Source organism: Ensifer sp. GW101-20A05, assembly GCF_059424735.1.
The window spans coordinates 127,204-151,007 of record NZ_JBWKZT010000014.1; the positions used below are offsets into that span (position 1 = coordinate 127,204).

24 protein-coding genes and 1 pseudogene are annotated in these 23,804 nt (G+C 60.9%); 15 read left to right on the forward strand and 10 right to left on the reverse strand.

What is annotated here, in order from left to right:
• Window positions 1-97: 97 nt before the first annotated feature.
• Complete coding sequence (locus AC070A_RS27380; RefSeq protein ID WP_112995291.1) at window positions 98-1,963, reverse strand: adenylate/guanylate cyclase domain-containing protein; 1,866 nt, start codon at window positions 1,961-1,963, stop codon at window positions 98-100.
• A gap of 270 nt (window positions 1,964-2,233) precedes the next feature.
• A complete protein-coding gene (locus AC070A_RS27385; protein WP_113736899.1) occupies window positions 2,234-2,497 on the reverse strand; it encodes a helix-turn-helix domain-containing protein in 264 nt (87 codons plus the stop codon).
• Here AC070A_RS27385 and AC070A_RS27390 point away from each other — a divergent pair.
• Entirely contained in the window at window positions 2,490-2,639 is a 150-nt protein-coding gene (locus tag AC070A_RS27390) for a hypothetical protein (RefSeq protein WP_162728046.1), read from the forward strand. The two genes, AC070A_RS27385 and AC070A_RS27390, sit on opposite strands and share 8 nt — an antisense overlap.
• Before the next feature lie 218 nt (window positions 2,640-2,857).
• On the opposite strand, the gene AC070A_RS27395 is transcribed toward AC070A_RS27390, so the two are convergent.
• The 6 genes from AC070A_RS27395 to argH all read right to left on the reverse strand — a co-directional run bounded on the left by AC070A_RS27395 (window position 2,858) and on the right by argH (window position 9,168).
• On the reverse strand, window positions 2,858-3,727 hold the full coding sequence (locus AC070A_RS27395; protein WP_112995293.1) for a polysaccharide deacetylase family protein: 870 nt from the start codon (window positions 3,725-3,727) through the stop codon (window positions 2,858-2,860).
• A 12-nt stretch (window positions 3,728-3,739) separates the two neighbouring features.
• Window positions 3,740-5,149, reverse strand: coding sequence for an MmgE/PrpD family protein (locus AC070A_RS27400; RefSeq protein WP_113736900.1), 1,410 nt, complete (start codon window positions 5,147-5,149; stop codon window positions 3,740-3,742).
• A 61-nt stretch (window positions 5,150-5,210) separates the two neighbouring features.
• On the reverse strand, window positions 5,211-6,038 hold the full coding sequence (locus AC070A_RS27405) for an ABC transporter substrate-binding protein (RefSeq protein WP_162728047.1): 828 nt from the start codon (window positions 6,036-6,038) through the stop codon (window positions 5,211-5,213).
• A gap of 30 nt (window positions 6,039-6,068) precedes the next feature.
• The gene (locus AC070A_RS27410) at window positions 6,069-6,839 is read right to left on the reverse strand and encodes an amino acid ABC transporter ATP-binding protein (protein WP_112995296.1); all 771 of its coding nucleotides are present in this window, start codon (window positions 6,837-6,839) and stop codon (window positions 6,069-6,071) included.
• An 11-nt stretch (window positions 6,840-6,850) separates the two neighbouring features.
• Window positions 6,851-7,717: an amino acid ABC transporter permease gene (locus AC070A_RS27415; RefSeq protein WP_113736901.1), complete on the reverse strand. Its 867-nt coding sequence runs from the start codon at window positions 7,715-7,717 to the stop codon at window positions 6,851-6,853.
• Window positions 7,714-9,168, reverse strand: coding sequence for an argininosuccinate lyase (gene argH / locus AC070A_RS27420; RefSeq protein WP_113133262.1), 1,455 nt, complete (start codon window positions 9,166-9,168; stop codon window positions 7,714-7,716). Before argH ends, AC070A_RS27415 begins: the two co-directional genes overlap by 4 nt.
• A 154-nt stretch (window positions 9,169-9,322) precedes the next feature.
• Here argH and AC070A_RS27425 point away from each other — a divergent pair, with 154 nt between their 5' ends.
• The 5 genes from AC070A_RS27425 (at window position 9,323) to AC070A_RS27445 (ending at window position 14,196) form a co-directional block, all read left to right on the forward strand.
• A complete protein-coding gene (locus tag AC070A_RS27425; protein WP_375374157.1) occupies window positions 9,323-10,183 on the forward strand; it encodes a LysR substrate-binding domain-containing protein in 861 nt (286 codons plus the stop codon).
• 11 nt (window positions 10,184-10,194) lie between these two features.
• Window positions 10,195-10,719 carry a GNAT family N-acetyltransferase gene (locus AC070A_RS27430; RefSeq protein ID WP_113133261.1) on the forward strand — a complete coding sequence of 175 codons (525 nt, stop codon included), beginning with the start codon at window positions 10,195-10,197 and terminating at the stop codon, window positions 10,717-10,719.
• Window positions 10,720-10,993: 274 nt separating this feature from the next.
• A complete protein-coding gene (locus tag AC070A_RS27435; RefSeq protein ID WP_057248292.1) occupies window positions 10,994-12,388 on the forward strand; it encodes a sulfite oxidase in 1,395 nt (464 codons plus the stop codon).
• Between the two features lie 576 nt (window positions 12,389-12,964).
• Window positions 12,965-13,840 carry a S1C family serine protease gene (locus AC070A_RS27440; RefSeq protein ID WP_112995299.1) on the forward strand — a complete coding sequence of 292 codons (876 nt, stop codon included), beginning with the start codon at window positions 12,965-12,967 and terminating at the stop codon, window positions 13,838-13,840.
• Window positions 13,837-14,196: a LuxR C-terminal-related transcriptional regulator gene (locus AC070A_RS27445; RefSeq protein WP_112995300.1), complete on the forward strand. Its 360-nt coding sequence runs from the start codon at window positions 13,837-13,839 to the stop codon at window positions 14,194-14,196. The genes AC070A_RS27440 and AC070A_RS27445 overlap by 4 nt, the downstream gene beginning before the upstream one ends.
• Before the next feature lie 411 nt (window positions 14,197-14,607).
• Here AC070A_RS27445 and AC070A_RS27450 read toward each other — a convergent pair whose 3' ends face one another.
• Complete coding sequence (locus AC070A_RS27450; RefSeq protein ID WP_112995301.1) at window positions 14,608-14,940, reverse strand: GYD domain-containing protein; 333 nt, start codon at window positions 14,938-14,940, stop codon at window positions 14,608-14,610.
• Between the two features lie 389 nt (window positions 14,941-15,329).
• Here AC070A_RS27450 and AC070A_RS27455 point away from each other — a divergent pair, with 389 nt between their 5' ends.
• Window positions 15,330-15,572, forward strand: coding sequence for a type II toxin-antitoxin system Phd/YefM family antitoxin (locus AC070A_RS27455; protein WP_113736902.1), 243 nt, complete (start codon window positions 15,330-15,332; stop codon window positions 15,570-15,572).
• The gene (locus AC070A_RS27460; RefSeq protein WP_057248455.1) at window positions 15,572-15,964 is read left to right on the forward strand and encodes a type II toxin-antitoxin system VapC family toxin; all 393 of its coding nucleotides are present in this window, start codon (window positions 15,572-15,574) and stop codon (window positions 15,962-15,964) included. Before AC070A_RS27455 ends, AC070A_RS27460 begins: the two co-directional genes overlap by 1 nt.
• A gap of 293 nt (window positions 15,965-16,257) precedes the next feature.
• Here AC070A_RS27460 and AC070A_RS27465 read toward each other — a convergent pair whose 3' ends face one another.
• Window positions 16,258-16,494 carry a helix-turn-helix domain-containing protein gene (locus AC070A_RS27465; RefSeq protein WP_113736903.1) on the reverse strand — a complete coding sequence of 79 codons (237 nt, stop codon included), beginning with the start codon at window positions 16,492-16,494 and terminating at the stop codon, window positions 16,258-16,260.
• Between the two features lie 24 nt (window positions 16,495-16,518).
• Between AC070A_RS27465 and AC070A_RS27470 the strand changes: the two are divergent.
• From AC070A_RS27470 to glyA, 7 genes and pseudogenes are all read left to right on the forward strand, one after another.
• Window positions 16,519-16,713: pseudogene (locus AC070A_RS27470) on the forward strand (LysR family transcriptional regulator); the annotation flags it as partial.
• Between the two features lie 260 nt (window positions 16,714-16,973).
• Window positions 16,974-18,230 (forward strand): aminomethyl transferase family protein, encoded by a 1,257-nt coding sequence (locus tag AC070A_RS27475; RefSeq protein WP_113736904.1) that lies wholly within the window; start codon window positions 16,974-16,976, stop codon window positions 18,228-18,230.
• Window positions 18,231-18,349: 119 nt separating this feature from the next.
• On the forward strand, window positions 18,350-19,243 hold the full coding sequence (locus AC070A_RS27480) for a methylenetetrahydrofolate reductase (protein ID WP_244495511.1): 894 nt from the start codon (window positions 18,350-18,352) through the stop codon (window positions 19,241-19,243).
• Window positions 19,240-20,100, forward strand: a complete 861-nt coding sequence (gene purU / locus AC070A_RS27485) for a formyltetrahydrofolate deformylase (protein WP_113132778.1) — start codon at window positions 19,240-19,242, stop codon at window positions 20,098-20,100. The genes AC070A_RS27480 and purU overlap by 4 nt, the downstream gene beginning before the upstream one ends.
• Window positions 20,101-20,191: 91 nt before the next feature.
• A complete protein-coding gene (locus tag AC070A_RS27490) occupies window positions 20,192-21,397 on the forward strand; it encodes an aminotransferase class V-fold PLP-dependent enzyme (RefSeq protein WP_113736905.1) in 1,206 nt (401 codons plus the stop codon).
• Window positions 21,394-22,368 (forward strand): 2-hydroxyacid dehydrogenase, encoded by a 975-nt coding sequence (locus AC070A_RS27495; RefSeq protein WP_113736906.1) that lies wholly within the window; start codon window positions 21,394-21,396, stop codon window positions 22,366-22,368. Before AC070A_RS27490 ends, AC070A_RS27495 begins: the two co-directional genes overlap by 4 nt.
• A 76-nt stretch (window positions 22,369-22,444) precedes the next feature.
• Entirely contained in the window at window positions 22,445-23,713 is a 1,269-nt protein-coding gene (gene glyA / locus AC070A_RS27500; RefSeq protein WP_113736907.1) for a serine hydroxymethyltransferase, read from the forward strand.
• Window positions 23,714-23,804 lie beyond the last annotated feature (91 nt).

The window sequence follows — 23,804 nt, forward strand, 5'->3', positions numbered from 1 at the left end:
GCCAGTTCCCGAGCTGCAGAACGAGCAACAGCTGCGGCGCGCCGGTTCGATTCCCTGCAAGGCGGTGGGACGAGCAATCACCGGACGTGCATCTGGGCTATTGCGGAGAGCCACTCGGAAGGCCGGCGCGCGCAAGGTCAGCCGCGGCCTCATCGAGAATGGAAGGATCGCGGAAGTTCCAGGTCTGCCGCCAGGACTCGATCGTCGCAGTCGGCGCCGACTTGAGCATCTTCGCGACGGCAGCTCTGGCGTCTGCGTCGCGCCCAAGACGCATATAAGCGATGGCCAGTTGCAACGGAGCGTCGGCAAATTCCGTAGCCTTCAGCGCTTCTACGGCTTCTTCGTTTTTGCCCAGCACGATGTAAATGAAACCTCGCACATAGTTAAAGAACCAAGACAAGCCAGGGTCCCGCGCGGCCGCAGCGTCGGTCAGCTCCAGCGCTTTTTCGGTTTGACCGGCTTGTAGGAAGATGCTTCCGGCGTCGGTTAGGGTGAAGGCGTTATAGGGTGCCGCCGCGAGGGCCCTATTCATTGCGGCAACAGCTCCATCGTGATCCCGTTTGAGCGTCAGGAGCCAAGCGTTGAGCCAGTTTGCCAGTCTCGTTACCTGCGGGCTAAGGTTTTTGTCTGCGAGGACCTGGTTGACCAATCGCCCGGCCTCTTGAAGGTCAGCCTGCGGGTCCGGACTGTAGAGCAGCGCAACTTTTAACCAGTGAGACCATCCTAGCTCCACAGTCAGTAAGGGGGAGCCGGGGAACGCCTGCAGCCCCTGTCGACAGATCTCACCTGATCGCTCGATCCCTTCCTTCGTATAAAGGTTCAATTGGCTTTCCGCGCGCAGATAGTAGTCGTATTCAGCGAGGTTGGTACTGTCCTTGCCCCAAGCCTGACTGTAATCAGCTTTGCGAATGGCTCCGAATTCACCCGTCATCGCCCCCACGATCTTTCCGGTTAACTCGTCCTGAAGCGCCCACGGGTCGGTTCCGGCCTTGTCGAAGCGATCTGCCCAGACATGGTCCCCCGTGTTGGCGTTGACCAATTGGGCAACAATGCGAACCCTATTGCCTTCCTTGCGCACGCTGCCCTCGACGACATAGCCAACGCCCAGCTCTTTGCCGATCTGGCGGATATCGCCTTCCTTGCCTTGGTAAGCAAATGACGAGGTTCGCGATATGACCGCAATGTCAGAAAAGCGCGAAAGGATGGCGATGACGTCGTTCGCCAGGCCTTCTCCCAAGTACCCTAGACTCTTGTCGGCGCTCAGATCTTTGAAGGGGAGTACGGCAACAGACGGGATTGTGGAGGATCCACCACGAGAGGACATCGATAGCGGATTATACAAAACCACCCATATGGCCACCACGGCCGCCCCGATGGCTGCCGGAACTCCAAGTGCCCACTGTCGCCGGCCGAGCCTGCGCTTGTATAAAATGCGTCGGCGTGGTGGGGCGTCGAGGCGCACGTGATAGACGTCGATGGGCTCTTCGATGTTCTTAACCTTCTGCCGCCCCGCGGAGTCGAAGCCAAACGCGAGCTTTTTCTCGACCTCCTTCGCCACTTTGCCTGAAACACAGATTCCGCCGGCAAGCGCGAGTTGCTCCAGCCTGGCCGCGACGTTCACGCCTTCGCCGTACCGGTCCTCGCCGTCAACGATTACTTCTCCGATATTAATGCCGATCCGGACTTCAAACCTCTCCTCCTCGGCGACGGCAGCATTTCGCTCTGCCATTCCGCGCTGGAGAGACACTGCACACTCGACAGCGTCGACAACGCTACCAAACTCCGCGAGTAGGCCATCGCCCATGAGTTTGAAGACCCGCCCATGATGCCTCGCAATCTCTGGCTCAAAGAGCTCAGTACGTCGCGTTCGAAGGCGCTCAAAGGTCGCCGCTTCGTCTTGCTCCATGAGTGCGGAATATCCGACCACGTCGGCGGCCAGGATTGCAGATAACCTGCGCTCCATGTCTTACCCCCCAACATGAATTCTCCGCCAAAGATTGTACATGACTCTGCGGTATATTTCACGGTCTACTAACAAAAGATCTCGGGCACCTTCGCGAGCCATACGGTGACTCTCGGCAGGGAGTTGTTACGTGCGCAAAGGATCGCATAATATATCGACCGGAACCATGACCCGGAGACTAAGTGCCCCGTTCGCTCGACTTGGATTAAATTCGCGCTAACGAACGCCAATGGCAAGTGTGCTGTGCTTGCGGAGCTGTCAAGGTTGCAATCAGTGCTTCGGTTTGCGACCTGAGCGCATAGCCGGGGGACGCGACGAGTTAGGGTCCACCTCAGCGAATAGATCGGAAACCTTGACCTCAAGGACATTCGCCAGAGCTTCCAAAGCAGAGACGGTCACGTTCTCCAAACCGCGTTCAATACGCCCGACATATGAACGATCAATGCTTGCCTCTAGAGCAAGCCTCTCTTGCGACAAGCCCTTGGCGACACGCCACCTGCGCAGATTCCATCCAATGGTTTGCCTGATGTCCATAGCCCACGAGCACTGCTTCGAACACGGAGTGCTCGTTCGTCCGGTGGCAAACACGATCGTGCTGTCGCCGCCGCTCACCATCGGTGAACATGAGGTCGAGACGATCTTCGCGACCATTGAGGCCGCGCTGAAGGCGGACTGAAACTGCGATCGCCATTGATGGACGGCGGCTCCCAGAGGCGGTGGCCCGGTCGCCGTGCCGGCGATCGCAAAGGCCGGCGGTGTTCAAGCAAGAGAAAGGCCGCGCCCGTAGACCGGTAGCTAACCACGATGGCGATATTGCGATATTGTAAGGGTCGCCTCTGCTGTGGAGACGGTTGAAGTCCATTCGCGCGGGTTTGGTGGGCGACCGGCGAGACCCTATGCTGCTTCGGTTTCGGCTTCGTAGTGCGCGAGGATTTCCGCGCCGGTGGCGATCCAGACGTCGTCACGCGCGGCGACCTCGCTGAGGAAATCCCGCAGAATCCGCCACCGCATCGGCCGGCCGGAAACCTGCGGATGCAGGACAAGCGTGGTCACGCCGCCCCACTCGTGGGTTCCGACAAACTCCTCGCGCCAGATGGGTAGGATAGCGTCCCTCCCGAAGAGCGGGCGCGCATCCAGCCGACCGGTAATGCCGAAATTCCAGTCGTCGAAGGCGTAGTTGACCGGAATTTCCACCGGCCCCGGGCGGCCGTCCGCCAGACGGTGACGATAGGGGCGGATATCATCGCGGAAGGATGAGGAATAGCGCAGGCCCCGTTCGCAAAGATAGGCGAGAAGCTCGGGAAAATTCTCGCCGGATGGCGCGCGATAGCCGACGGGTGTGACGCCGAGCCGGGATTTCAGCGCTTCGAGGCCGCGGTCGATCTCCTCTTTTGCTTCGTCCAGCTTGTTGCGATCCGGGCATTTGTGCAGGTAGCCGTGATGGGCGATCTCGTGCCCGGCAGCGACAATCGGTTCACACGCGGTTGTATGGGCCTCGGCCGTCCAGCCCGGAACGAAGAAGGTCGCCTTGAGGCGCAGCATATCCAGCAGTTCGAGGATCTTTGTGATTCCGACCCGGGCGTCGTATCCGCCGAGTGAGGTCGTCACCATCCGGTCGACATTGGCGTGGTTGTTGCCGATCCAGGCAGTCTCGGCATCGACGTCGAAACCGATAAAAAGGGCGCTCTTCTTGCCGTACGGCCAGTCAAAAACGGGGGCTGGTGACGCCGGGTTGAGTGGGCGAGGGCTGAGATCGTAGGTCATGAAACTTCCTTCTCAAATGAAGACCGGCGCTTCGGGTTCGTCTGCGACCAGCAGGTCAGAAAGGCCCCGGCAGTCCGCGTGTTCCTCCAGCACGCCCACGAAATCGGCGAGGTCCGCGATACGAGCCGCAGGCAATGCCATCGACGCGAGGCTGTCGAATTTGGCACGGATGGCGGCGTCGCTCATCGGCCGCTCGCTGGAGCCGGTGGCGCGGGGCACCATCGCCGTCCTGCTTTCGCCATCAGCGAAGATGACGGTCACCTCCGGCTCGGCCATCTGCGGCATCTGCGCATCGGGATGAAAGCGGAAGCGGCCGAGAACATCGGCGATGCGCGGGTCTCCACGGGCGGCGGCGGAATACTGTTCGAGGTCGACGCGGCCAAAGACCAGGAGCGCCGCTAGCGCATAGCCGAGGCTCATTTGTGCGCCCGCCAGTGTTTTCAGCCGCGCCCGGCCGCACATGTCCATCAGGAAGGAGCTGAGGCGGACGTCAACCCGCGCGATGTCGGCGGCAGTGCGGCCGGTCTCGGCAAGGATGTCGCCGACAGCGTCGATGGCGGAATGCGCGCCGCGGCAAGCAGCGTAGGGCTTGAGCGAGGCCCGTTCAATCTTCCAGTTCGTGCCCAGCCCGGCGGAGAGTTCGGCGGCATGCCCGGCATCCCGGACATAGGTGCGGAAGAAACCGCCCCAAACATCGTCGAACACCTGCGAGGGACCGGAAAAGCCGGCGCCGGCGAGATCGGCGGCGAGAAGTCCGCCTTCAGCCGCCCGGCCGGCGTGGACCTTCTTTGCTTGGCTGCCATCATGATTGAAGGCCCACAGGCCAGAGGAAAAGCTGGTGGCCAGCGTCAGGGCGTGGCGAAAGAGGGTGCTGTCATAGCCGCGCAGCCGGGCGACCGCTGCCGCAGCCGCGAGCGTGCCGCAGGTGCCGGTGGAGTGCCAACCGGCAGCATTGTGCACGCCGTAGCCGCCGGATGCATCCAGCACGCGGCGGCCGACCTCGTAACCCGCCGTCAGCGCGCAAATGAGATCGCCGCCGGAAATCGGGGCCTCGCAGGACGGAAGAGCTGCCAGTAGCGCGGGCAGAACGACGGCGCCTGTATGATCGCAGCCGCCGGAATCGTCGAGTTCGAAGACATGGGTGGCCACCCCGTTGGCAAGGGCCGCGTCGCGCGGTCCGGTTCGCTGTGGCGAGGCCAGTAGCGGTGTTGTTCCCCCTGGTGCGACGAGCGCACGTACCTTGCGGAATTCGATGGAGCGAGTGCCAGCGAGTGCTGCGCCGAGCGTATCCAGAAAGTGGGATTTGGTACGGGCGGCGATCCGGGCCGGTAGATCGGCAGGCGCAAGTCGGGCGCAGAAATCGGCAAGCGCCTCGACATGCGTCAACGCTTGCACGCCGCCTCGGGCTACATCGGGCATCATGATATCCTCGTTCGGGCAGGCGAGGGGAGCGGCCCGGCATACTCGCCGGGCCGTCCCGCGATTATTTTGCGGCTTCGCCGTTGATCATCACGCCGTCGAGCGTGCTGGCGGCGAGACCATATTTTTCGAAGATCGCCTTGTATTCGCCGGAGGCCATGAGGGCTTTCAGGGCGCCGGCAATCGCGTCGCGCAGCTCGGGCGTCTGCTTGGAGAAGCCGATGCCCTGATAGACTTCCGTAAAGGGCTCGCCGACGATGGCGTAGGTGTCCTTTTCAAGCTGCAGCAGGTAGGGCAGGGTTTCCGAGCCCTGGACCGCGCCGTCAAGGCGGCCCTGCTTCAACTGGGCGCGGGCATCGGCCGAGCCTTCGGTGCCGACGATAACAAGCGCCGGCTTGCCGTTGGCTTCGCAATTGGCGGCGCTCCACTTCTTGGCCTCATCCGGGAAGGAGGTGCGACGGCTCATGCCCACGGTCTTGCCACAGAAGTCGGTGAGTTCCTTGAATTCATCCTTGCGTTTGGCCGAGGTATAAAACTGCGCGCCGGAGCTCATATAGTCGACGAAGTCCATGGTCTCGCGTCGTTTGGGCAAGTCGCTCATGCCGCTCAAAACTAGGTCGGCGCGACCGGTGTTCAGCGAAGACACCATTTGCTCGAAGCCGATCTCGGACCATTCGATCTCGGTGCCGAGCTGCTTGGCCAGCGCCTTGCCAAGCTCGATGTCGACGCCCATCAGTTCGTTCGTCGCCGGGTCGCGATATTCCATCGGCGGATAATTCGGCGTGTTCGCCACCACAAGCTTGCCCGCGGATTTTTGTTTCTCCGGCAGATCCTGTGCGTGGGCGGTAAAGGCGAGCAGGCACGCCGAGGCGGCCAGAATTGCTTTTTTCATCGTAGTTCCCATCCTGTCGGTTTTTTACGGTTATCGTTGCACAGCCTTGAGAAAATCGGCGGTGCGGGGGTTGTCGGGTTGGGTCAGGACCCGCGCCGAAGGGCCGTGCTCAATCAGCCGCCCGCCGTCCATGAAGGCGACGGTGTTGCTGACGTTGCGGGCAAAGCCCATTTCGTGGGTGACGACGATCATCGTCATGCCGGAGGCGGCGAGATCGTTCATCACATCGAGCACCTCGGCCACCAGTTCGGGGTCGAGTGCGGAGGTCGGCTCGTCGAACAGGATGAGCGAGGGACGCATGCCCATCGCTCGGGCGATGGCGACGCGCTGCTGCTGGCCGCCAGAAAGCTCCGAGGGATAGTTGCCGGCCTTGTCGGCAAGGCCGACGCGTTTCAGGAGTTCCATCGCGTGTTCGCGGGCGGCCTTCGAGCTTTCGCCCAAAACCTGTACCGGCCCTTCGATCACGTTTTCCAACGAAGTCTTGTGCGGGAACAGGTTGAAGCGCTGGAAAACCATGCCGATGCCCCGGCGCTGGCGGGCGATTTCCACGTCGCTCAGCTCATAGAGCCTGTTGCCGTCGCGGCGATAGCCGATCAGCTCGCCATTGGCCCAGATCGCGCCGGAGTCGATGCGTTCCAGAAGGTTGATGCAGCGCAGGAACGTGCTCTTGCCGGAACCCGAGGGGCCGATGATGCAGCTCACCTCGCCCTTACGCACTTCCAGACCCACCTCATTGAGCGCCTTGAATGTGCCGAAGCTCTTGCAGACGTCAACGGCCTTGACCAGGATTTCACTTGTCATGTGCGCCCCCTTCAGATCGTCGTGCGGCCGCGGGTGCCGCGGGCGTAGTAGCGTTCGATCCGGGATTGGATCAGGGAGAGGACGGTGACGATCGCGAGATACCAGAAGCTTGCGACCATCAGCAGCTCCAGCACGCGGGTATTGGCGTAGTAGATCACCTGCGCATTGTGCAGGATCTCCGAATACTGGATCACCGAGGCGAGCGAGGTGAGCTTGACCATGCTGATCACCTCGTTACCAACAGGCGGAACCATGACGCGCATGGCTTGCGGCAGCACGATGCGGCGCAGCGTCTGCATTCCCGTCATGCCGATCGTCCGAGCGGCTTCGTACTGGCCGGCGTCCACGGACAGGAGGCCGCTTCGCACGACTTCCGAGGTATAGGCGCCCTGCTGGATGCCCAGGCCGAGCATGGCGGCGACGAAGGGCGTCATCACCTCGACGGTGTTGAATTCGAACAGGCCCGGAATGCCCATCGTCGGGAAGATCAGCGCGAGGTTGAACCAGAGCAGCAGCTGCAGTAGCGCCGGCGCGCCACGGAAGATCCAGACATAGACGAGCGCGATGTATTCGAGCACCGGATTGCCGGAAATGCGCATGATCGCGATGAGGACGCCGAGTGCGATGCCGAGCGACATCGCCGCGACTGTCATCAGCAGTGTGTTCCAGATGCCCTGGATGATCACGGGGGCGAACAGGAATTGGCCGACGACCGGCCATTCGATCTGGCCGACGACGAAGGCGCGGATCAGGAGCGCCACCATGAGCAGCACGATGGCGGCGAAGACCTTGCGCCCCACATGCCTGCGCGGGACGAGTTCAAGATGGGCGATGTCATGGGCATCGCGGCTGGATTGGGGAAGGGGCGTGTCGGTCATGCTTCCTCTCCCGTTAAGGGGACAAGGGCAACACCCGAGAGATCCTGTTCGGCCCAGGCACGCTGCTCTTTGCAGGTGTCGGCAAAGACCGCGATCTGCTCGCGCACGCGGGCGGGGGCGGTTCCCCCCTGCCCGAAACGTTCGGCGAGCGCCCGGGCTGGGTCGATCACCTTAAGCACATCCGGGGTCAATGCTTCGTCGATGTTCGGCAGGTCGGCCTCGGTCAGTCCGTCAAGCTCCATGCCCCGCTCTTCGCAGTAACGTACGGCGGCGCCGGAGATCTCATGGGCATGCGAGAAAGGAATGCCCTGCCGCACCAGCCAGTCCGCCACCTCGGTTGCCAACGTGAAGCCGCGTGGCGCGTCGGCTGCCATGCGTTCGGTGTCGAAGGTCAACGTCGCGACCATGCCGGCGAAGGCAGGCAGGATCAGGTCGAGAAGATCGATCGTCTCAAAAAGCGCGCGCTTGTCCTCGGCGAGATCGCGGTTGTACGCAAGCGGCATCGCCTTGAGAGTGGCGAGCATGCCCGCAAGATTGCCAATCATGGTGCCCGACATGCCACGCGTCAGCTCGGCGATGTCGGGATTCTTCTTCTGCGGCATGATCGACGAGCCGGTCGAGTAGGAATCGTGCAGCTTCACCCAGGCGAACTGGCGCGAAGCCCAGATGCAAATCTCCTCCGACAGACGCGAGAGGTTCACGCCCAGCATCGCGGTCACGAACAAGAATTCCGAGACCACGTCGCGGCTCGCGACGGCATCAATGGAATTCTCGCAGGGACGGGCGTAGCCGAGATCGCGCGAAGAGCTTTCGGTATCGCGGGCGAAAGCCGAGCCGGCCAGGGCGGCGGCGCCGAGCGGCGAACGGTCGAAGCGGCGGTCCCAGTCGATGAAGCGCTCGATGTCGCGGCTGAGCGACTGTGCGTGCGCCATCAGGTGATGGCCAAGCGATATCGGCTGAGCGGGCTGAAGGTGGGTGAAGCCCGGCATGACCGTCTCGATATGCTCATTCGCCTGGGTGGCGAGTGCGTCCTGCACCGCAAGGACCAGCTTCACCAGTCGCCGCGCCGTGCGGCGAAGGTATAGCCGGGTGTTGTTGGCGGTCTGGTCGTTGCGCGAGCGGCCGGCACGCAGCTTGCCGCCGAGGGCACCCAGCCGCTCGATCAGCAGGCGCTCGTGGAAGGTGTGAAGATCCTCATCCGAGGCTTTCGGCTTTTCGCGGCCGGCCGCGACATCGGCCGCGATCGTATCGAGCGTTTGCAGCATCCGCGGCAGTTCGTCCTCGCTCAGTACGCCAGCGCGCGCAAGTTCGCGCGCATGGGCGCGAGACCCGGCGATGTCTTCGGGGGACAGGCGGAAAAAACTTGGATTGCTTCGCGAGAGCGCCGCGAGTTCCGGAGAGGGACCGCTGGAAAATCGGCCTCCCCAAAGCGATGTCGCTTGTTCTGTCATGACAGTCTCCCATCTCGGTAATTATGTTCCCGAGTTGAGGTTGCCTTTTAGGGACCGCTTGCACAAACGCGAAAAAGCGATACCGTTATGACGAAACCGACTAGCCCCTTGCCAGAGAATGCCCTTGGTTCATACCTCCGTACCACTGCCTTCGATGACTGCCCTTCGCGTGATGCTTGCGATTGCGGAGCGAGGCTCGACGACGGCGGCTGCGGAAAGCATCAACCTGTCGCAAAGCGCCGTGAGCAAGCAGTTGCTGACCCTCGAAAACCTTCTCGGCGCGCAGATGTTCACGCGAAAGCCGTCGGGCATGGTGCCGACAGACCTCGGCCGCATCTATTTGGAACAAGCGCAGGTGGCGATCAAGGCGATGGAGGAGGCCGCCTTCCGCGCCGCGAGCCTGCAGCCCGATTCCCATACGCTTCGGCTGAAGGTGTTGCCCATCCTCGGCGACCGCTGGCTCTTGCCGCGCTTTTCCGACTTCAATCAGAAACACCCGGATATCGACGTTCAGTACACCACCTTCGCGACCGACAACCCGGCGGCTCAGCCGGACGCAGTGTTCCGCTTCGGCCGTGGGCCATTCGCGAACGAACACTCGGTCTACCTCTTCGGCGAGGATGTCCGGCTCGTTTGTGCACCCGCTTATCTCGCGCGGCTCGGCTCCTGTGAAACCCTCGAGGATGCGGCGCGCGGTGTCATCATCGAGCATCCGAGCACTCCGCTGCGCTGGATCGACCTGGTGGCGGAACATGGGAAACCGGACCTCGAGCCACAGGGCGTCATGCGCTTCGACTATTATACGCTCGTCCTGCGCGCCGCGATCTCCGGCCAGGGCATGGCCCTCGTTCCACCACAGCTCGTCGAGGAGGAACTGAGGGCCGGAAGCCTCGTCAATCCCGGGGGGATTGGCTACGCATCCAAGGTCGCCTACTGGTTCACCACCCCAACGGACCGCAAGCCTTCATCGGCGCTCAAGGCGTTCCAACGTTGGCTGATGACACAGGTGGAATAGGGGAGCGGGCGATGGAAAAGGTGACGATACGGCAAGCAGCCCCGGCCGACGCGGATGCAATCGCGCATTTGCACGTGAGGGTATGGCGGCAAACCTATCGTGGTCTTGCCCCACCGGAGGTTTACGCTCTGCTCGATGAAACCCGTCGCCGCAGCACCTGGCGCGAAAAGCTCACGGCGAACGATCCCGACCAGATCGTGCTTCTCGCCGAATTGGAGGGAAGGCCGGTCGCGATCGGCGCCGCCGGCGCGCCCTCAGCCGGGATCTTTGGCGATCTCGGCGAGATCAAAAACCTGTACGTCGATCCGGATGTCAAACGCCAAGGCATCGGCCGCCTATTGCTCTCAAGGCTTGCTTTGCATTTGCGGGAGAGAGGATTTCCCGGAGTTGGGCTGGGCGTGGTCGACGGCAACGAACCTGCGATCGCTTTCTACGACGCGCTCGGCGGCAAGCGGGCCGGGGAATACACGGATGCCGGTCCGATCTGGCGCTCGCGAAATATCGTCTTTGTGTGGGCTGACAGTTTGGCGCTCTGAAGGTCTCTGGAAGTCAACAGTTCGATTCCTTTCAAGGCAACGGATGTGTCTCGGATTCCGGTCTAAAGCGGACCTTCAGCCTCACAACATCAACCGCCAACCTATTCCTAGCGCGGCTGACAAGGCATGTTCATCCAAAAATCCGGCGTCTAATCCTAGCCGGGAGGCGGTGCGGTTCTATCTGATCATGCAGGTGCCTAAGAGACCGAAGGACCACCACTGATCGTATCAGACCGACCAGCCAGTTCGACGAAGCCCCAGCAGGGAGTTTTCGATGCCTCTGTTCATTGTGCACCATCGGCACTCACCCGAAACCTGTCCCGCGCGCGATCCGGCCAAGGGCGCGATGCTGTTGAATCATTTGAGCCGGCCGAGCGCTGCCCGCCACGGTGTGCTGATCAAGGGGGAAGCTGTTGCGCAGGGCTCACATTCATTGTTCTTCATTGCCGAGGCAGCGGATGAGACCGTGCTTCAGGCTTTTTTGACGCCTCTCCGTCAAGCCGGCGAGGTCGAAGTGACGGCAGCGATGACCTGCGCTGCGATGGTTTCGAGCGGCGGCTGTGATGGGCGCCCGGTGGACGTGTCTGCAGAGGTGCTCAACCCCGCAGATGCGTGCCAGGATGCCATCGAGGCTGGCCTTCTCATTCACAGCGTTAATCCGTTGAATGGCGAGACCTCGGTGCCGGACCTTGCAGGCGGTGCCGTGATGCCGAACGGTCGGTTCTACTTGCGTAACCACTTCGATATTCCGAACCTTGGCGGTGACAACTACCGGCTGTCGATCGGCGGGCTGGTCGAACGGCCACTGAAACTGTGCATGAGGGAGCTTCACAACCTTCATGCGGAGAGCCTCGTGGTGACACTGGAATGCGCCGGCAACGGCCGCAGCCTATTCGATCCTGCCGTACCCGGCGAAGCCTGGGGACTGGGCGCCGTCAGCACCGCCGAGTGGACCGGGGTTCGCCTGATGGAAGTGCTTGAGCGCGCGGGCCTGCGACCCGGGGCGACGGAACTCACCTTCCGCGGTGCCGACAGCGGGGTCGTCGACGGGCACGTCGCGCCGGTTCGTTTCGAACGTGGCTTAAGCTTGGACCAAATCGGTGAAACGGATGCGCTTCTTGCCTACGAGATGAACGGCGAGCCACTGTCACCGCCCCATGGCTATCCATTGCGGCTGATCGTGCCCGGTTGGTATGCGGTGGCGTCCGTCAAGTGGCTGACCGAGATCGTCGTTACCGACAAGCCCTGTGAAGCGTACTATCAGGCGGAGAAGTACTGGTACCATTGGGTGCGCAACGGGCATGACGAGCGCGCGCCGGTGAAGCTGATGAATGTGCGAGCGCTGGTATCTTCGCCTGATGAGGGGGAGAACCTGCCGCGCGGCGAGACCGCGATCCGGGGTGTCGCATGGTCGGGCGCCGGCAGCATCTCCAGGGTCGATGTATGCCTGAACGACGGACCTTGGTGCGAGGCACGGCTCGTTGGCGAACGACGACGGGCTGCGTGGCAATGGTGGGAGTTGATCACGCGACTTGAGGAGACGGGGCCACTCTCCGTGCGGGCGCGCGCCACCGACACGGCGGGCCGGACACAACCCGAACACGCCGTGTGGAACCGGCTGGGCTACGGCAACAACTCGATCCACACTGTAACAGCACGGGTAATCTGAAGCGGGAAAGCAGGCATTTCAAACCGGCGTCGTTACATGTGCGGTGCAAAGGCTGGTGAGGGCCAGTTTTCGCAATCGGGAAGACAAGCCGCTTGCCCCCTGACGCCGGGTCGACACGAATGGAGCAAGTCGGCCTGTAGGTCATTCCGAACTAGCACGGACGGATAATTGCTGCGTTCATGAGGTCGCCTGTGCGTAACGGACTCCTTTACGCGAAACCGGATCGCCGTCCTCGCGCGCCTTTGCCGCTGCCTCCTCGCGATCGCGACCAGTTCGATTGGTCCCCAGCGAATCGAGCATCTCGCGGCCGCTTTGCACGCCAACCATCGCTTCTCGCAGCGGAGGTTCGGTCCGCTGTACTCTCTCAGCGAGATTACTCGCTCCCCAGCTACGACGCCACGGGCGCTATCCTGACTTTCCAGATCGCGTTGAAATAATAGGCTAGCCGCGTACGTCGACAAGTGATGAGCGCCGAGGCGTTGGGATGCGGGCAAGCCGAGCGTGATCGGCCTACCTGAACGGGCAGTGGCTATCACCGCCGTAGAGACACACATTAGGCTTTACAGGAGATCACCCATGACTGAACCTAGTTTCCTCGCTCAATTATCTTCCACGATCGTCGAAGCCGCCGCTGCGGTGGCGCCGAGCATTGTTGAAATTGCCTCAACCCGTTCGCTCGCCACCGGATTCGTCTGGCGCGAAGGCCTCATCATCACCGCAGATGAAGCTCTTTCCGACGAAGGTCAGATCCTCATCGAATTCTCGGATGGCACGCAACACCCAGCCAGCCTGGTGGGGCGCGATCCGTCGACTGACATTGCGCTGCTTCGAGTCGAGGGAGCCCCCGCGCCGTCGGCTGTGCTCGACCAAGTGGTGCCTCGACCTGGTGCACTCGTCGTGGTCGCCGCGGCCGCCGAGAGCGCGCCACTTGTTTCATTCGGCAGCGCGATCGCGGTTGGTCCTGCGTGGCGATCGATGCGCGGCGGGAAAATCGATGCACGTATCGAGCTCGACGTGAGATTGCGACGTCGCGCGGAGGGGGGCTTGGCGATCAGCGCGGAGGGCAATGTCTTTGGAATGGCGGTGCGCGGCCCCCGGGGCCGAACCTTCGTCATCCCCTCTGCAACCGTTGAACGCGCGGCGGCTCTCCTCCTGGCGCATGGCGAAGTCCCGCGTGGCTATCTCGGCCTCGGGCTCCATCAGGTCGCCGTTACCGGTGGCGGCCAGGGGGCGATGGTCATGAGTGTTGACCCCGACGGACCCGGTGCTATTGGTGGGGTCCTGCAAGGAGACATCATCGTCCACTGGAACGGTGAGGCCGTTCCTTCGGTCAATGCGCTCGTGCGGACCCTTGATCATCAATCGATTGGCAGATCGGTCTCCTTGGGGATCAGGCGTGCGGGCGCTGATGTCGAGGCGGCGGTCACTATCGCGACCCGACCCCGCCGATGAGTGACACGGGCCCTGTTACGATCGCGGTGCGCATCGACGATCCGGTGCTTGCGGAGCGGTTGAGCGAGCTGCTTACGTCTGTCGATTGGGTGCGTCTGGCGCCGGAAGGGGAGATGTCCGAGCTGGTCCTCTCCACGGCGCGGGCCGCCACGGAGGAGGCGGGTCTGACTTCCCGCGAACGCGAAGTCGTGGCGCTTCTCGCAGAAGGCCTTTCGAATAAGGAGATTGCTCGCAAACTCGGCATCTCTGTCGATACAGCGAAATTTCATGTCGGCCGCATCATCGACAAGCTTGATGCCACCGGCCGCACCGATGCGGTCGCCCACGCCGCGCGGCGCGGCGTGATTCATCTGTGAAGGCGCTTTTATTTTGCTCGATACACTTCCAATTGACAGTCATTCTGATGACGGGTCATCCGCTGACCATCCCATAGATGCCTCTTCGCGCGCTGTTGTGCGTGTCGCGGAAGCCGTAGGCCATCCGTGGTGCGTGTCGGAAATCGACGCGGAGCGGGCTCGCCGTTGCGTGTGACAAGTCAATGATGCTGTGCATTTGCAAGTTTTTTCAGTCGTTAACTAACAAGTATTTTCTGCGAAAACATTAAATTTCGCAATAAAATCATATTTCTAGATATGTTCCCATACTCATTAATGCAGAAGGATCGTCACCCATGGGCCGAGTCTCCGAGGCCTATTCGCGCGCCAACACATCGTATCTGGCAGCGGAGGTTCGGTCCGCTGCCAGAGATGTTTCAACCAGTGGTCTGCTTATTTTGCCGGGGGCCTGTAGGAAGATGCGATTTTGCCCGCCTTCTCTTGCGCAGCCTTGAATTCCGCGCCCGTGTAGGCTCGCACGGTTTTGACATTCGAGACGGCTCCCGATGCGCCAACGACGAGAAGTGCAGGGACCAGGTCAGCGCCATCGTCGAATTCCGTGATGGCCATCCAATCGGTTTCGCCGGTCGTGACGTAGAAGGAATGCAGTTTCCCGCCCGCTGCTTCCATGATGCCACGGGCCGCCTTTTCTCGGTTCGATGGACTATCAATCATTCCCTTCGCTGACGTGGCTGTATAGCACCCTGTGGTTATGAACAGTGGCATAGTACATCCTCCCTTGCTGATTGGGCAGATCGGGTGATCTACCGTACTCAATATCTCAAAAAACTTGGCGTTAGACGAGCGTCGAACTGCGGAGCTCTGAATTGTGGCCGCCCCATCTTGGCGCAGTTCTTGGGCGCGTTGCCGTTTCTGACCCTGATCGGACTATTACCGGTCCGCGCACGCCTGTCTGAAAGACGCGGATGAGCGATATCTTCCGGCCGGGTCACCATCGCAGCGACGATGGCTACTGCCATCTCGAACTACTGCTGTCGCCGAGTTGCCTGCATTCTCTGGACCGCTGGGCGTCAAAGTCGATACTTCGGCGCGGTCATGCTTGCTATCAGGTCGAAACTGAACTAAGTTTACAGGACTAAGTTCGAGGCAGGGCCATGCACACTGTAAATATTCACGAGGCGAAAACTCATTTGTCCCGGCTCATTGAGAAGGCAGCGAAAGGCGAGTCCTTTATAATTGCCAAATCGGGTAAACCGTTGGTGAAGGTCGTCGCGGTCGAGGCCCCTGCCGCCGATGAAGCTCGTCGCGTCGGATTCATGGCGGGGCAGTTTTCCGTACCGGAAGACTTCGATCGGATGGGTGGCGAAGATATCGAGAAACTGTTTGGCGGCGAATGATGAAACTCCTGCTGGATACGCATCTTCTGCTTTGGGCTGCGGGAGAGCCTGGGAAACTGCCGCCCGCCGTTCTGGCTGAAATCGAAAATACCGACAATGTTTTGCTATTTAGCGCGGTGAGTCTCTGGGAGGTGGCCATCAAGCGCGGGCTTGGCCGCGCCGATTTTACCGTGGATCCTCGCCTACTTCGCCGCGGTCTCATCGATAACGGCTACCAAGAGCTCCCAATCACCAGCGAACACGCAGTAGCGGTGGATGGACTGCCAGCGATCCATAGGGACCCTTTTGATCGGATTTTAGTCGCTCAATCGATCGTGGAGGGTGTCACCCTGTTGACTGTCGATGAACTGGTCGGGCGGTATCCAGCACCCATTCGCTGTATGCAAAAGTAGCTCGAAATCCCCTGCGCACTCATTCGGAGCGCGCCGGTGCTGACGAATTCCGGCGTTTCCCTCGGTTGCGCCGAGGCGGGCGCTTCCTTTGCGATTGCACCGAGCTGGACGCGCGGCACGACTTGCTCCCGCGACGTTGCAGCACCCAGACGTTCTGCTTGTTTGGTAACGATCTTCCCAAAGGCTTAAGGTTTAATTGCGTGTGCTCGAGGAGCGTGGGGGCGCTGATGCGCTTCGTCAAAACTTCGCTCAAGAAATCGCATAATGTATCGACCGGAACTCTGCTTGGCAGATTAGGGCTTGCGTCCCCGCGGCAGGTTGGAGGGCGCTTCCTCGCCGACTTTTGGCTCGACGAACAATTCGAAGACCTTGCATTCGAGCGCCGGCGCGATCTTGCCCAATGAATCCACGCCGAGATTGACCTGTTTGCGCTCGAGTTGAGAAATCGACACCCGTTCCAACTGCGCTTCGAGCGCAAGGCGTTCCTGTGAGAGGCCGCGCTTGACCCTCAATTTCCGAAAAAAGATCACGCGGTGTCATGATCGCACATGACCATTGCAGCGGGCCTCGGGATCGGCTTTGCGCCGGAATGGATGAAGGATCTGCCGAACCGCAACTTCGAGCTCAAGCCCGTGCGCGGCGTCGATCTCAAGATCGGGCTTGGTCTTGCCTGAAACAAGGAGGATCCAACGGCGTCTCGCGGCGACGTCATCGACATTGCCCGGTCGTTGGCGCGGCCGGCCAGGTAAGGGGCAGATGCCGACGGTCGGACGCAAGTTGGCCGTATCTCGGTAGCTCAATTGCCACTTGCTGCATTTTGTCTCGCGGTATCAGAGCGCCTGCGATCTCTCGGCACTTGCTTGAACTGCGGGTATGTCGTTCGCAACGACAGGCATTCCTGCTTTGGCCCCTCCATGAAAAGCTTTTCTCCAGTTCAGTTAGGCAGCCGCACAGTGCACTTGCGAAGGATGACCTTCGAAAGTCCGGCTATGGAGGAGAGGGCGTATCAATGGACGATATCAAATTCACAACCGGTTTGACGGAAGCTCACGGAGCGCGCGTTGCATTTCGCGGAACGCCATTTGTCGAACGGACGGCTCCGCTGAACCAAAACGCACTTTGGATGCGCTGGGACCGCAACATGGTCGTCGATGCCTATTCCGACATGGTCGCAGAGCTCTCGGCAATTCGCACTGCTGTTGCCATGGGAGACATGTCGCCCTTGTCGAAGTATGTGATCGCAGGTCCCGACGCCGAAGCGATGATGGACAAGTTGATCCCGCGCGACATCAAGAAACTCCAGGTCGGGCAGATCTACTATGCGCCCTGGTGCGATGAAAACGGCCATGTCGTTGGCGACGGTCTCGTCTTTCGAATGGACGAGAATACGTTTCGCGTGTCGGCCGACCCGGGCTTTACCTGGTGGAGGCAGCACGCCGAGGGCCTCGACGTCGAGGTTACGGACATCACCGACACCTATGGCATTCTGACGCTACAGGGGCCGCGTTCGCGCGAGGTGCTCGAGGCAGTGACCGAGGCGGGTTTTCAGGAGCTCCCCTTCTCCCGGCTTGCGGTCGTGAGCATTGCGGGAAGGCAAGTCGAAATCCTGCGCCAGGGTTTTACCGGCGAGCATGGCTACGAGTTGTGGGTGAAGGCCGATGACGCGCCGATCGTCTGGGATGCGGTAGAAGCGGCCGGCCGCCCCTTCGGTATTCGTCCGGCGGGCGCCTGGGCACTCGACGTCGCACGATTGGAGGCGGGCCTCCTGATCGTCGGCTACGACTATACCAGTGCCGGGCCGGATCACGGAGGCGCCGGCATTCAGGCCGCAGGCAAATTCCGCGCTTCCCCCTTTGACCTCGGTCTTGGCCGGCTCGTTGATTTCAAGAAACCCGATTTTCTTGGCAGGGCCGCCTTGGAGCGAATGTCGAGAGATGGCGAACATCGCCAGCTCGTGGGGTTGGAAATCGACTGGAAGCAGATCGCCGGCAGTGGGCTGGAAAGCAAGGAACCTGGAAACCTGCGGCGTGTGCGATGGTACCCAGTCCCTGTCTTCGATGGCTCCGTTGAAATCGGTCACGCGAGCAGTGTCGGGTGGTCGCCCACCCTTCGCAAGCTGATCGGCTTCGGTCATCTGCAGCAGGCGTTCGGGGAGGTCGGGACGCAGGTGACGCTGCGTTGGGAGGATGACGGCACAACGCGCGACGTTGCTGCCCGGGTCGTGGCTCTTCCGTTCCACTCCTTGCGACGCGCCGCAAGCAACTGAGTACCCTGTTGCCCGGCTGCTGAAGCGGTCGGGCTCCCTCCATCGATGCTCCGCAGACCATGGTCGCTGCTCTCGCTGCGGCCAACGGATCTGCCCTGCTTGAAAATCCGGGTGAGGCGATGACCAATCCAGCTGAAGCATGCACTGATACACGGGTTCATCCGGGCGACGGCGCCAATACGACCATATCGATCGAACTCGCGCCGGAGCAGGTTCGCAATTTCGCACCGCAAGCCGATACGCTTCCCTTGGGCTCAAGGGTGTTTCTGACGCATCTTGCCGGCAAGCCGGAAGCACTTCAGGTCGAGGCGGCGGCGCGCATTACTGAGTTGGGCTATGTTGCGGTGCCGCATCTGGCAGCCCGCAATTTCAAGACGGAAAGGGACTACGTCAATCTCGTTGAGGCCCATAGCCGCAATGGGATCGACGAGGTCCTGTTCCTTGGCGGCAACCCGGCGCTTTTCCCCGGGCCGCTCGGCGAATCTGCCGAACTGCTCGCTCATCCGGTGCTGTCGGATAGTTCGATACGAACCGCCTTTGTCGCCGGTTATCCGGAAGGACATCCAAACATTCCCGAGGTTCGGCTCAAGGATGCGCTTAAGCGCAAGCTTGAGATTTGCGCACGTCGGTCGCTCGAACCTCGCGTCGTTTCGCAGTTCGCATTCGACGGAGCGATGATCGGCGCCTGGGCAAAGCGATTGCACGACGATTTTCCTGAGGTTCCCGTTCACGTTGGGCTGGCCGGAGTCACGAGTTTGACGAAGCTCATCCGCTTTGCCGCGATGTGCGGTGTGGGGCCGTCGATAGCTGCTCTAAGGCGTTCGGCGAGCGGTCTTCTCAACATCGTCGCGGACCGCAATCCGGCCGATGTGATCGATGCGGTTTCGTCGGCCTACCCTGATCCGGTAACGCCACTGCACCTTCATTTCTTTCCCTTTGGTGGTTGGGAGAAGACGCTTACCTGGCTCGGGGATTATCGGGAGGCCAGGCAGTTGCGGGCCGGCGTGCGATGACCAGCCTGACGCAGCCCTTCGTTCTCACTCTGACTTGTGATGACCGGGCAGGGATCGTGGCTGCAGTAACCTCGCAGCTTCACGTCCTCGGCACCAACATCGTTGAAAGCAACCAGTATTGGGACCGCGCCACCAACCGCTTCTTCATGCGGATCGCGTTCACACCATCGGGCGAGACGTCGGCTGATCGGATCGAACGCGGTCTGGCGCCAGTCCTTGGACAGTTTGAGATGCAGGGGCGGCTGATCGACTGTCGAAAGGCGCCGAAAATTGTCATCATGGTCTCGCGGTTTGACCATGCGTTCCTGCACCTGCTTTACCAGATCCGTGTCGGCTGGCTCGATGCCGAGGTCGTGGCGGTGATTTCCAATCACGACGACAGTCGCGAGACGGCCGCGTGGGCGGGCATCCCCTACCATTTATTGCCGATCAACCGGGAAAACAAAAAACAGCAAGAGGACCGCATCTTCGCGATCGTTCAAGAAACGGAAGCCGACCTGGTGGTTCTGGCGCGCTACATGCAGGTCTTTTCCGACGATATCGCCGGTCGATTGTTCGGAAAGGTCATCAACATTCATCATTCATTTCTGCCCAGCTTCAAGGGTGCTCGTCCCTATCACCAGGCCCACGAGCACGGCGTCAAGCTGATCGGCGCGACGGCACACTATGTCACTGCCGACCTCGATGAGGGACCTATCATCGAGCAGGAAACCGAACGCGTATCACATGCGATGAGTGTCGAGGATTTCGTCGCAGCTGGCCGAGACATCGAAAGCCGCGTTCTGGCGCGCGCTGTCAAACGGCACCTTGAGGCACGCGTCATGCTCAACGGCCGAAAGACTGTCGTCTTCGCCTAAGGCGACAGCTGTGCGGCCTTGCAATTTGATTGAGAAGCGATGCACGGGCGGCTGCGGGCCGTCGTGCCTCAAATCATGGGAGGACCATGCAATGCGAAATGGAACATCACATCTCTTCGTGCCCGGACCGACAAATATCCCGGATGTGGTACGTCGAGCCATGAACGTGCCCATGCAGGATATGCGGGCGCCGGACTTTCCCGACCTGGTTCTGCCGCTGTTCGCCGATCTCAAGCGGGTTTTCCGAACTGACACTGGGTCGATTTTCCTGTTCCCGGGTTCTGGAACCGGAGCATGGGAGGCGGCGATATCGAACACCCTCAACCGTGGTGATCGGGTGCTGATGTCTCGTTTCGGCCAGTTTTCCCATCTTTGGGCAGACATGGCTAGCCGTCTCGGGCTCGATGTTGAATGCCTCGACGTCGAATGGGGCGAGGGTGTTCCCGTCGAAGAGTACCGTCGGCGCTTGGACGCCGACAAGAACCGTCGGATCAAGGCGGTATTTGTCACGCACAACGAGACGGCGACGGGCGTGACTTCGGACGTGGCCGCCGTGCGGGCCGCACTCGACGATACCGGCCACAAAGCTCTGCTGTTCGTTGATGGGGTCAGCTCGATAGCATCCATCGAATTCCGGATGGACGACTGGGGTGTCGATCTCGCCGTTACCGGCTCGCAGAAGGGCCTGATGCTGCCGGCAGGCCTCGGTATCCTCGCCGTCAGCTCAAAGGCGCTTGAGGCGCACGCGAGTTCGACGATCGAACGCTGCTATTTCAGCTTCGAGGATATGAAAGCGCCGTCAGCCACCGGCTACTTCCCCTATACGCCGCCGACACAGCTACTTCTTGGCCTCAGAGCATCGCTGGATCTGATTTTAGCGGAAGGATTGGACGCAGTCATTGCTCGGCATCACCGCCTTGCGGAAGGCGTTCGCCGCGGTGTTCATGCCTGGGGTTTGACCCTCTGTGCCACAGAGAAGAAGTGGTGGTCCGACACGGTCTCCGCCATCGTGGTCCCTGAGGACATCGACGCCAGGCAGGTTATCGCGAACGGCTATTCCAAGTACCGCACCTCATTCGGTGCCGGGCTCAGCAAGGTGGCGGGCCGGGTTTTCAGGATCGGCCACCTCGGCGACCTGAACGAGGTGATGTGTCTGTCAGCGCTTGCGGCGGCCGAGATGTCTCTGCGTGATGCTGGAGCAAAAGTCGAAGCCGGGTCCGGCGTTGCGGCGGCGCAGGAATGGTATCGCTCGCAAATCGGACTTGCCGCTCGCAACCTTCAGGAACGTGCGGCATGAGGAGGGACAGGATTGTGAAACCGAAGGTCATCGTAACTCGGCGCTGGCCGACGGAAGTTGAAGACCGGTTGACTGCAGAATTCGATGCGCGGCTGAACGAAACCGATCAGCCTTTGGATCGGCGTGAATTGCGCGCCGCGCTTGAAGAAGCCGATGCGGTCCTGCCAACCGTAACCGATAAGATCAGCGCCGACATTCTCGAGGGGGGTATTCGAGCAAAGATTCTCGGTAACTTCGGCGTTGGCTTCAATCATATCGATGTAGCGGCGGCAACAAGGGCCGGACTCGTTGTCACAAACACGCCAGGCGTGCTGACGGATGCGACCGCCGATCTGGCGATGACCCTCCTTTTGATGTGCGCGAGACGCGCAGGGGAAGGGGAGAGGGAACTGCGGGCTGGCAAATGGACAGGTTGGCGTCCCACGCATCTTTGCGGATCCCACGTCACCGGAAAGACCGTCGGCATCATTGGAATGGGGCGGATCGGGCAGGCTATGGCACGGCGGTGCCACTTTGGCTTCGGTATGGACGTCGTCTTCTTTGACAGCCATCCGATTACCGGTCTTGACGTGCCCGCGCGCCAATTGCCGAGCGTTGACGACGTGCTTGCGGTCGCCGACTTTGTTTCGCTTCATTGCCCCGGTGGAGGCGAAAACTATCACCTCATCGACGATGATCGGCTCGCCTGCATGAAATGGTCAGCTTTCCTTATCAATACAGCCAGGGGTGACGTCGTGGACGAACATGCTCTGGTCCGCGCGCTGGAAACTCGGAGGATAGCGGGCGCAGGCCTGGACGTCTTCGAAGGCGAGCCGCGTGTTCCCGGTCGTCTGGCCGAGCGGCAGGACGTGGTTTTGTTGCCGCATCTGGGGAGTGCGACGAAGGAGACCCGCATCGCCATGGGCATGCGCGTCATCGAGAATCTGAAGGCGTTTTTCAGCGGCCGTTCGCCGCCTGATGCGGTCTGCTGATCCTTCACATCCCGTTGCAGTTCAATCGGCGGGCAGACGATGCTGTCGTCGTGCTCGTCCGACAGGAGAAAAATCGATGCCTGGTTTATTCGAAAGACAGCTCAAGCATGATTCGGTCATTGCCGGAGCGATCGCGCGCGAAATGGGGCGGCAACGATCCGAGATCGAACTGATCGCGTCGGAGAACATCGTGTCGCCAGCGGTTCTTGCCGCGCAAGGCTCCGTCATGACCAACAAATATGCCGAGGGCTATCCGGGGCACCGCTATTATGGTGGATGCCAGTATGTCGATCTCGTCGAAGCCGCTGCGATAGAACGCGCTGGAATGCTGTTTGACGCATCGTTCGTCAACGTGCAGCCGCACTCCGGTGCGCAGGCCAACGGCGCCGTCATGCTCGCCCTGTTAAAGCCGGGCGACACCTTCATGGGCCTGTCGCTTGCCGCCGGGGGCCATCTTACCCATGGGGCTCGGCCGACCATGTCAGGGAAGTGGTTCAACGCCGTCCAATATGGCGTTCGGAAGAGCGATTGCCTCATTGATTATGAGGAGCTCGAAGAAAAGGCCATAGCGACGCGGCCGAAGCTGATCATTACCGGCGGGTCGGCCTATCCGCGTCTGATCGACTTCAAGCGAATTCGGGCGATCGCAGATTCTGTCGGGGCGGCCATGATGGTCGATATGGCGCATTTTGCCGGTCTGGTCGCTGGAGGGGTCCATCCTAACCCGCTTGAAATCGCCGACATCGTCACCACGACAACGCACAAGACGCTACGCGGCCCTCGCGGCGGTATGATCCTGACCAACAATCAGGACGTAGCGAAAAAGGTGAACTCAGCGGTGTTTCCGGGATTGCAGGGTGGTCCGCTGATGCATGTCATAGCGGCAAAGGCGGTGGCGTTGGGCGAAGCGCTTGAAGACAACTTCAGGCAATACGCTCGCCAGATGGTGGTCAATGCCCGGGCCCTTGCCTCAGCGCTGACCGAACGAGGATACGATATCGTTTCGGGGGGGACCGATACGCATTTGATCCTGGTTGACCTGCGCAGCAAAGGGGTTTCCGGCAAGGATGCGGAAGAAGCTTTGGGGCGTGCGGGGCTGACCTGCAACAAGAACGGCATCCCCTTCGATCCAGCGCCCCCGGCTGTAACTTCCGGCATCCGGGTCGGCACGCCAGCGGCCACCAGCCGCGGTTTCCGCGAAGCGGAGTTCAACGAAGTTGGCGCGTTGATCGCGGACGTCCTCGACGCCCTTGGCACCGAGCAAAGTTCCGAACAGGAGCGACGCGCGAGAATGTCGGTCCACGATCTTTGCGCGGCCTTCCCGATCTACTCGGCGGGGCATTAAAACAGAGCGTGGCTCCGATCAGGAATCGGATGCTCACGGTGTTCGATGCTTGATCACGCACGGGATAACCACGAGTATCAGAAGTGTTCGC

Excerpts from the sequence above, each read along its gene's own strand:
- AC070A_RS27380 (WP_112995291.1), bottom strand. The coding sequence starts at position 1,963 with ATGGAGCGCAGGTTATCTGCAATCCTGGCCGCCGACGTGGTCGGATAT.
- AC070A_RS27390 (WP_162728046.1), top strand. The coding sequence starts at position 2,490 with ATGTCCATAGCCCACGAGCACTGCTTCGAACACGGAGTGCTCGTTCGT.
- AC070A_RS27385 (WP_113736899.1), bottom strand. The coding sequence starts at position 2,497 with ATGGACATCAGGCAAACCATTGGATGGAATCTGCGCAGGTGGCGTGTC.
- AC070A_RS27395 (WP_112995293.1), bottom strand. The coding sequence starts at position 3,727 with ATGACCTACGATCTCAGCCCTCGCCCACTCAACCCGGCGTCACCAGCC.
- AC070A_RS27400 (WP_113736900.1), bottom strand. The coding sequence starts at position 5,149 with ATGATGCCCGATGTAGCCCGAGGCGGCGTGCAAGCGTTGACGCATGTC.
- AC070A_RS27405 (WP_162728047.1), bottom strand. The coding sequence starts at position 6,038 with ATGAAAAAAGCAATTCTGGCCGCCTCGGCGTGCCTGCTCGCCTTTACC.
- AC070A_RS27410 (WP_112995296.1), bottom strand. The coding sequence starts at position 6,839 with ATGACAAGTGAAATCCTGGTCAAGGCCGTTGACGTCTGCAAGAGCTTC.
- AC070A_RS27415 (WP_113736901.1), bottom strand. The coding sequence starts at position 7,717 with ATGACCGACACGCCCCTTCCCCAATCCAGCCGCGATGCCCATGACATC.
- argH (WP_113133262.1), bottom strand. The coding sequence starts at position 9,168 with ATGACAGAACAAGCGACATCGCTTTGGGGAGGCCGATTTTCCAGCGGT.
- AC070A_RS27425 (WP_375374157.1), top strand. The coding sequence starts at position 9,323 with ATGACTGCCCTTCGCGTGATGCTTGCGATTGCGGAGCGAGGCTCGACG.
- AC070A_RS27430 (WP_113133261.1), top strand. The coding sequence starts at position 10,195 with ATGGAAAAGGTGACGATACGGCAAGCAGCCCCGGCCGACGCGGATGCA.
- AC070A_RS27435 (WP_057248292.1), top strand. The coding sequence starts at position 10,994 with ATGCCTCTGTTCATTGTGCACCATCGGCACTCACCCGAAACCTGTCCC.
- AC070A_RS27440 (WP_112995299.1), top strand. The coding sequence starts at position 12,965 with ATGACTGAACCTAGTTTCCTCGCTCAATTATCTTCCACGATCGTCGAA.
- AC070A_RS27445 (WP_112995300.1), top strand. The coding sequence starts at position 13,837 with ATGAGTGACACGGGCCCTGTTACGATCGCGGTGCGCATCGACGATCCG.
- AC070A_RS27450 (WP_112995301.1), bottom strand. The coding sequence starts at position 14,940 with ATGCCACTGTTCATAACCACAGGGTGCTATACAGCCACGTCAGCGAAG.
- AC070A_RS27455 (WP_113736902.1), top strand. The coding sequence starts at position 15,330 with ATGCACACTGTAAATATTCACGAGGCGAAAACTCATTTGTCCCGGCTC.
- AC070A_RS27460 (WP_057248455.1), top strand. The coding sequence starts at position 15,572 with ATGAAACTCCTGCTGGATACGCATCTTCTGCTTTGGGCTGCGGGAGAG.
- AC070A_RS27475 (WP_113736904.1), top strand. The coding sequence starts at position 16,974 with ATGGACGATATCAAATTCACAACCGGTTTGACGGAAGCTCACGGAGCG.
- AC070A_RS27480 (WP_244495511.1), top strand. The coding sequence starts at position 18,350 with ATGACCAATCCAGCTGAAGCATGCACTGATACACGGGTTCATCCGGGC.
- purU (WP_113132778.1), top strand. The coding sequence starts at position 19,240 with ATGACCAGCCTGACGCAGCCCTTCGTTCTCACTCTGACTTGTGATGAC.
- AC070A_RS27490 (WP_113736905.1), top strand. The coding sequence starts at position 20,192 with ATGCGAAATGGAACATCACATCTCTTCGTGCCCGGACCGACAAATATC.
- AC070A_RS27495 (WP_113736906.1), top strand. The coding sequence starts at position 21,394 with ATGAGGAGGGACAGGATTGTGAAACCGAAGGTCATCGTAACTCGGCGC.
- glyA (WP_113736907.1), top strand. The coding sequence starts at position 22,445 with ATGCCTGGTTTATTCGAAAGACAGCTCAAGCATGATTCGGTCATTGCC.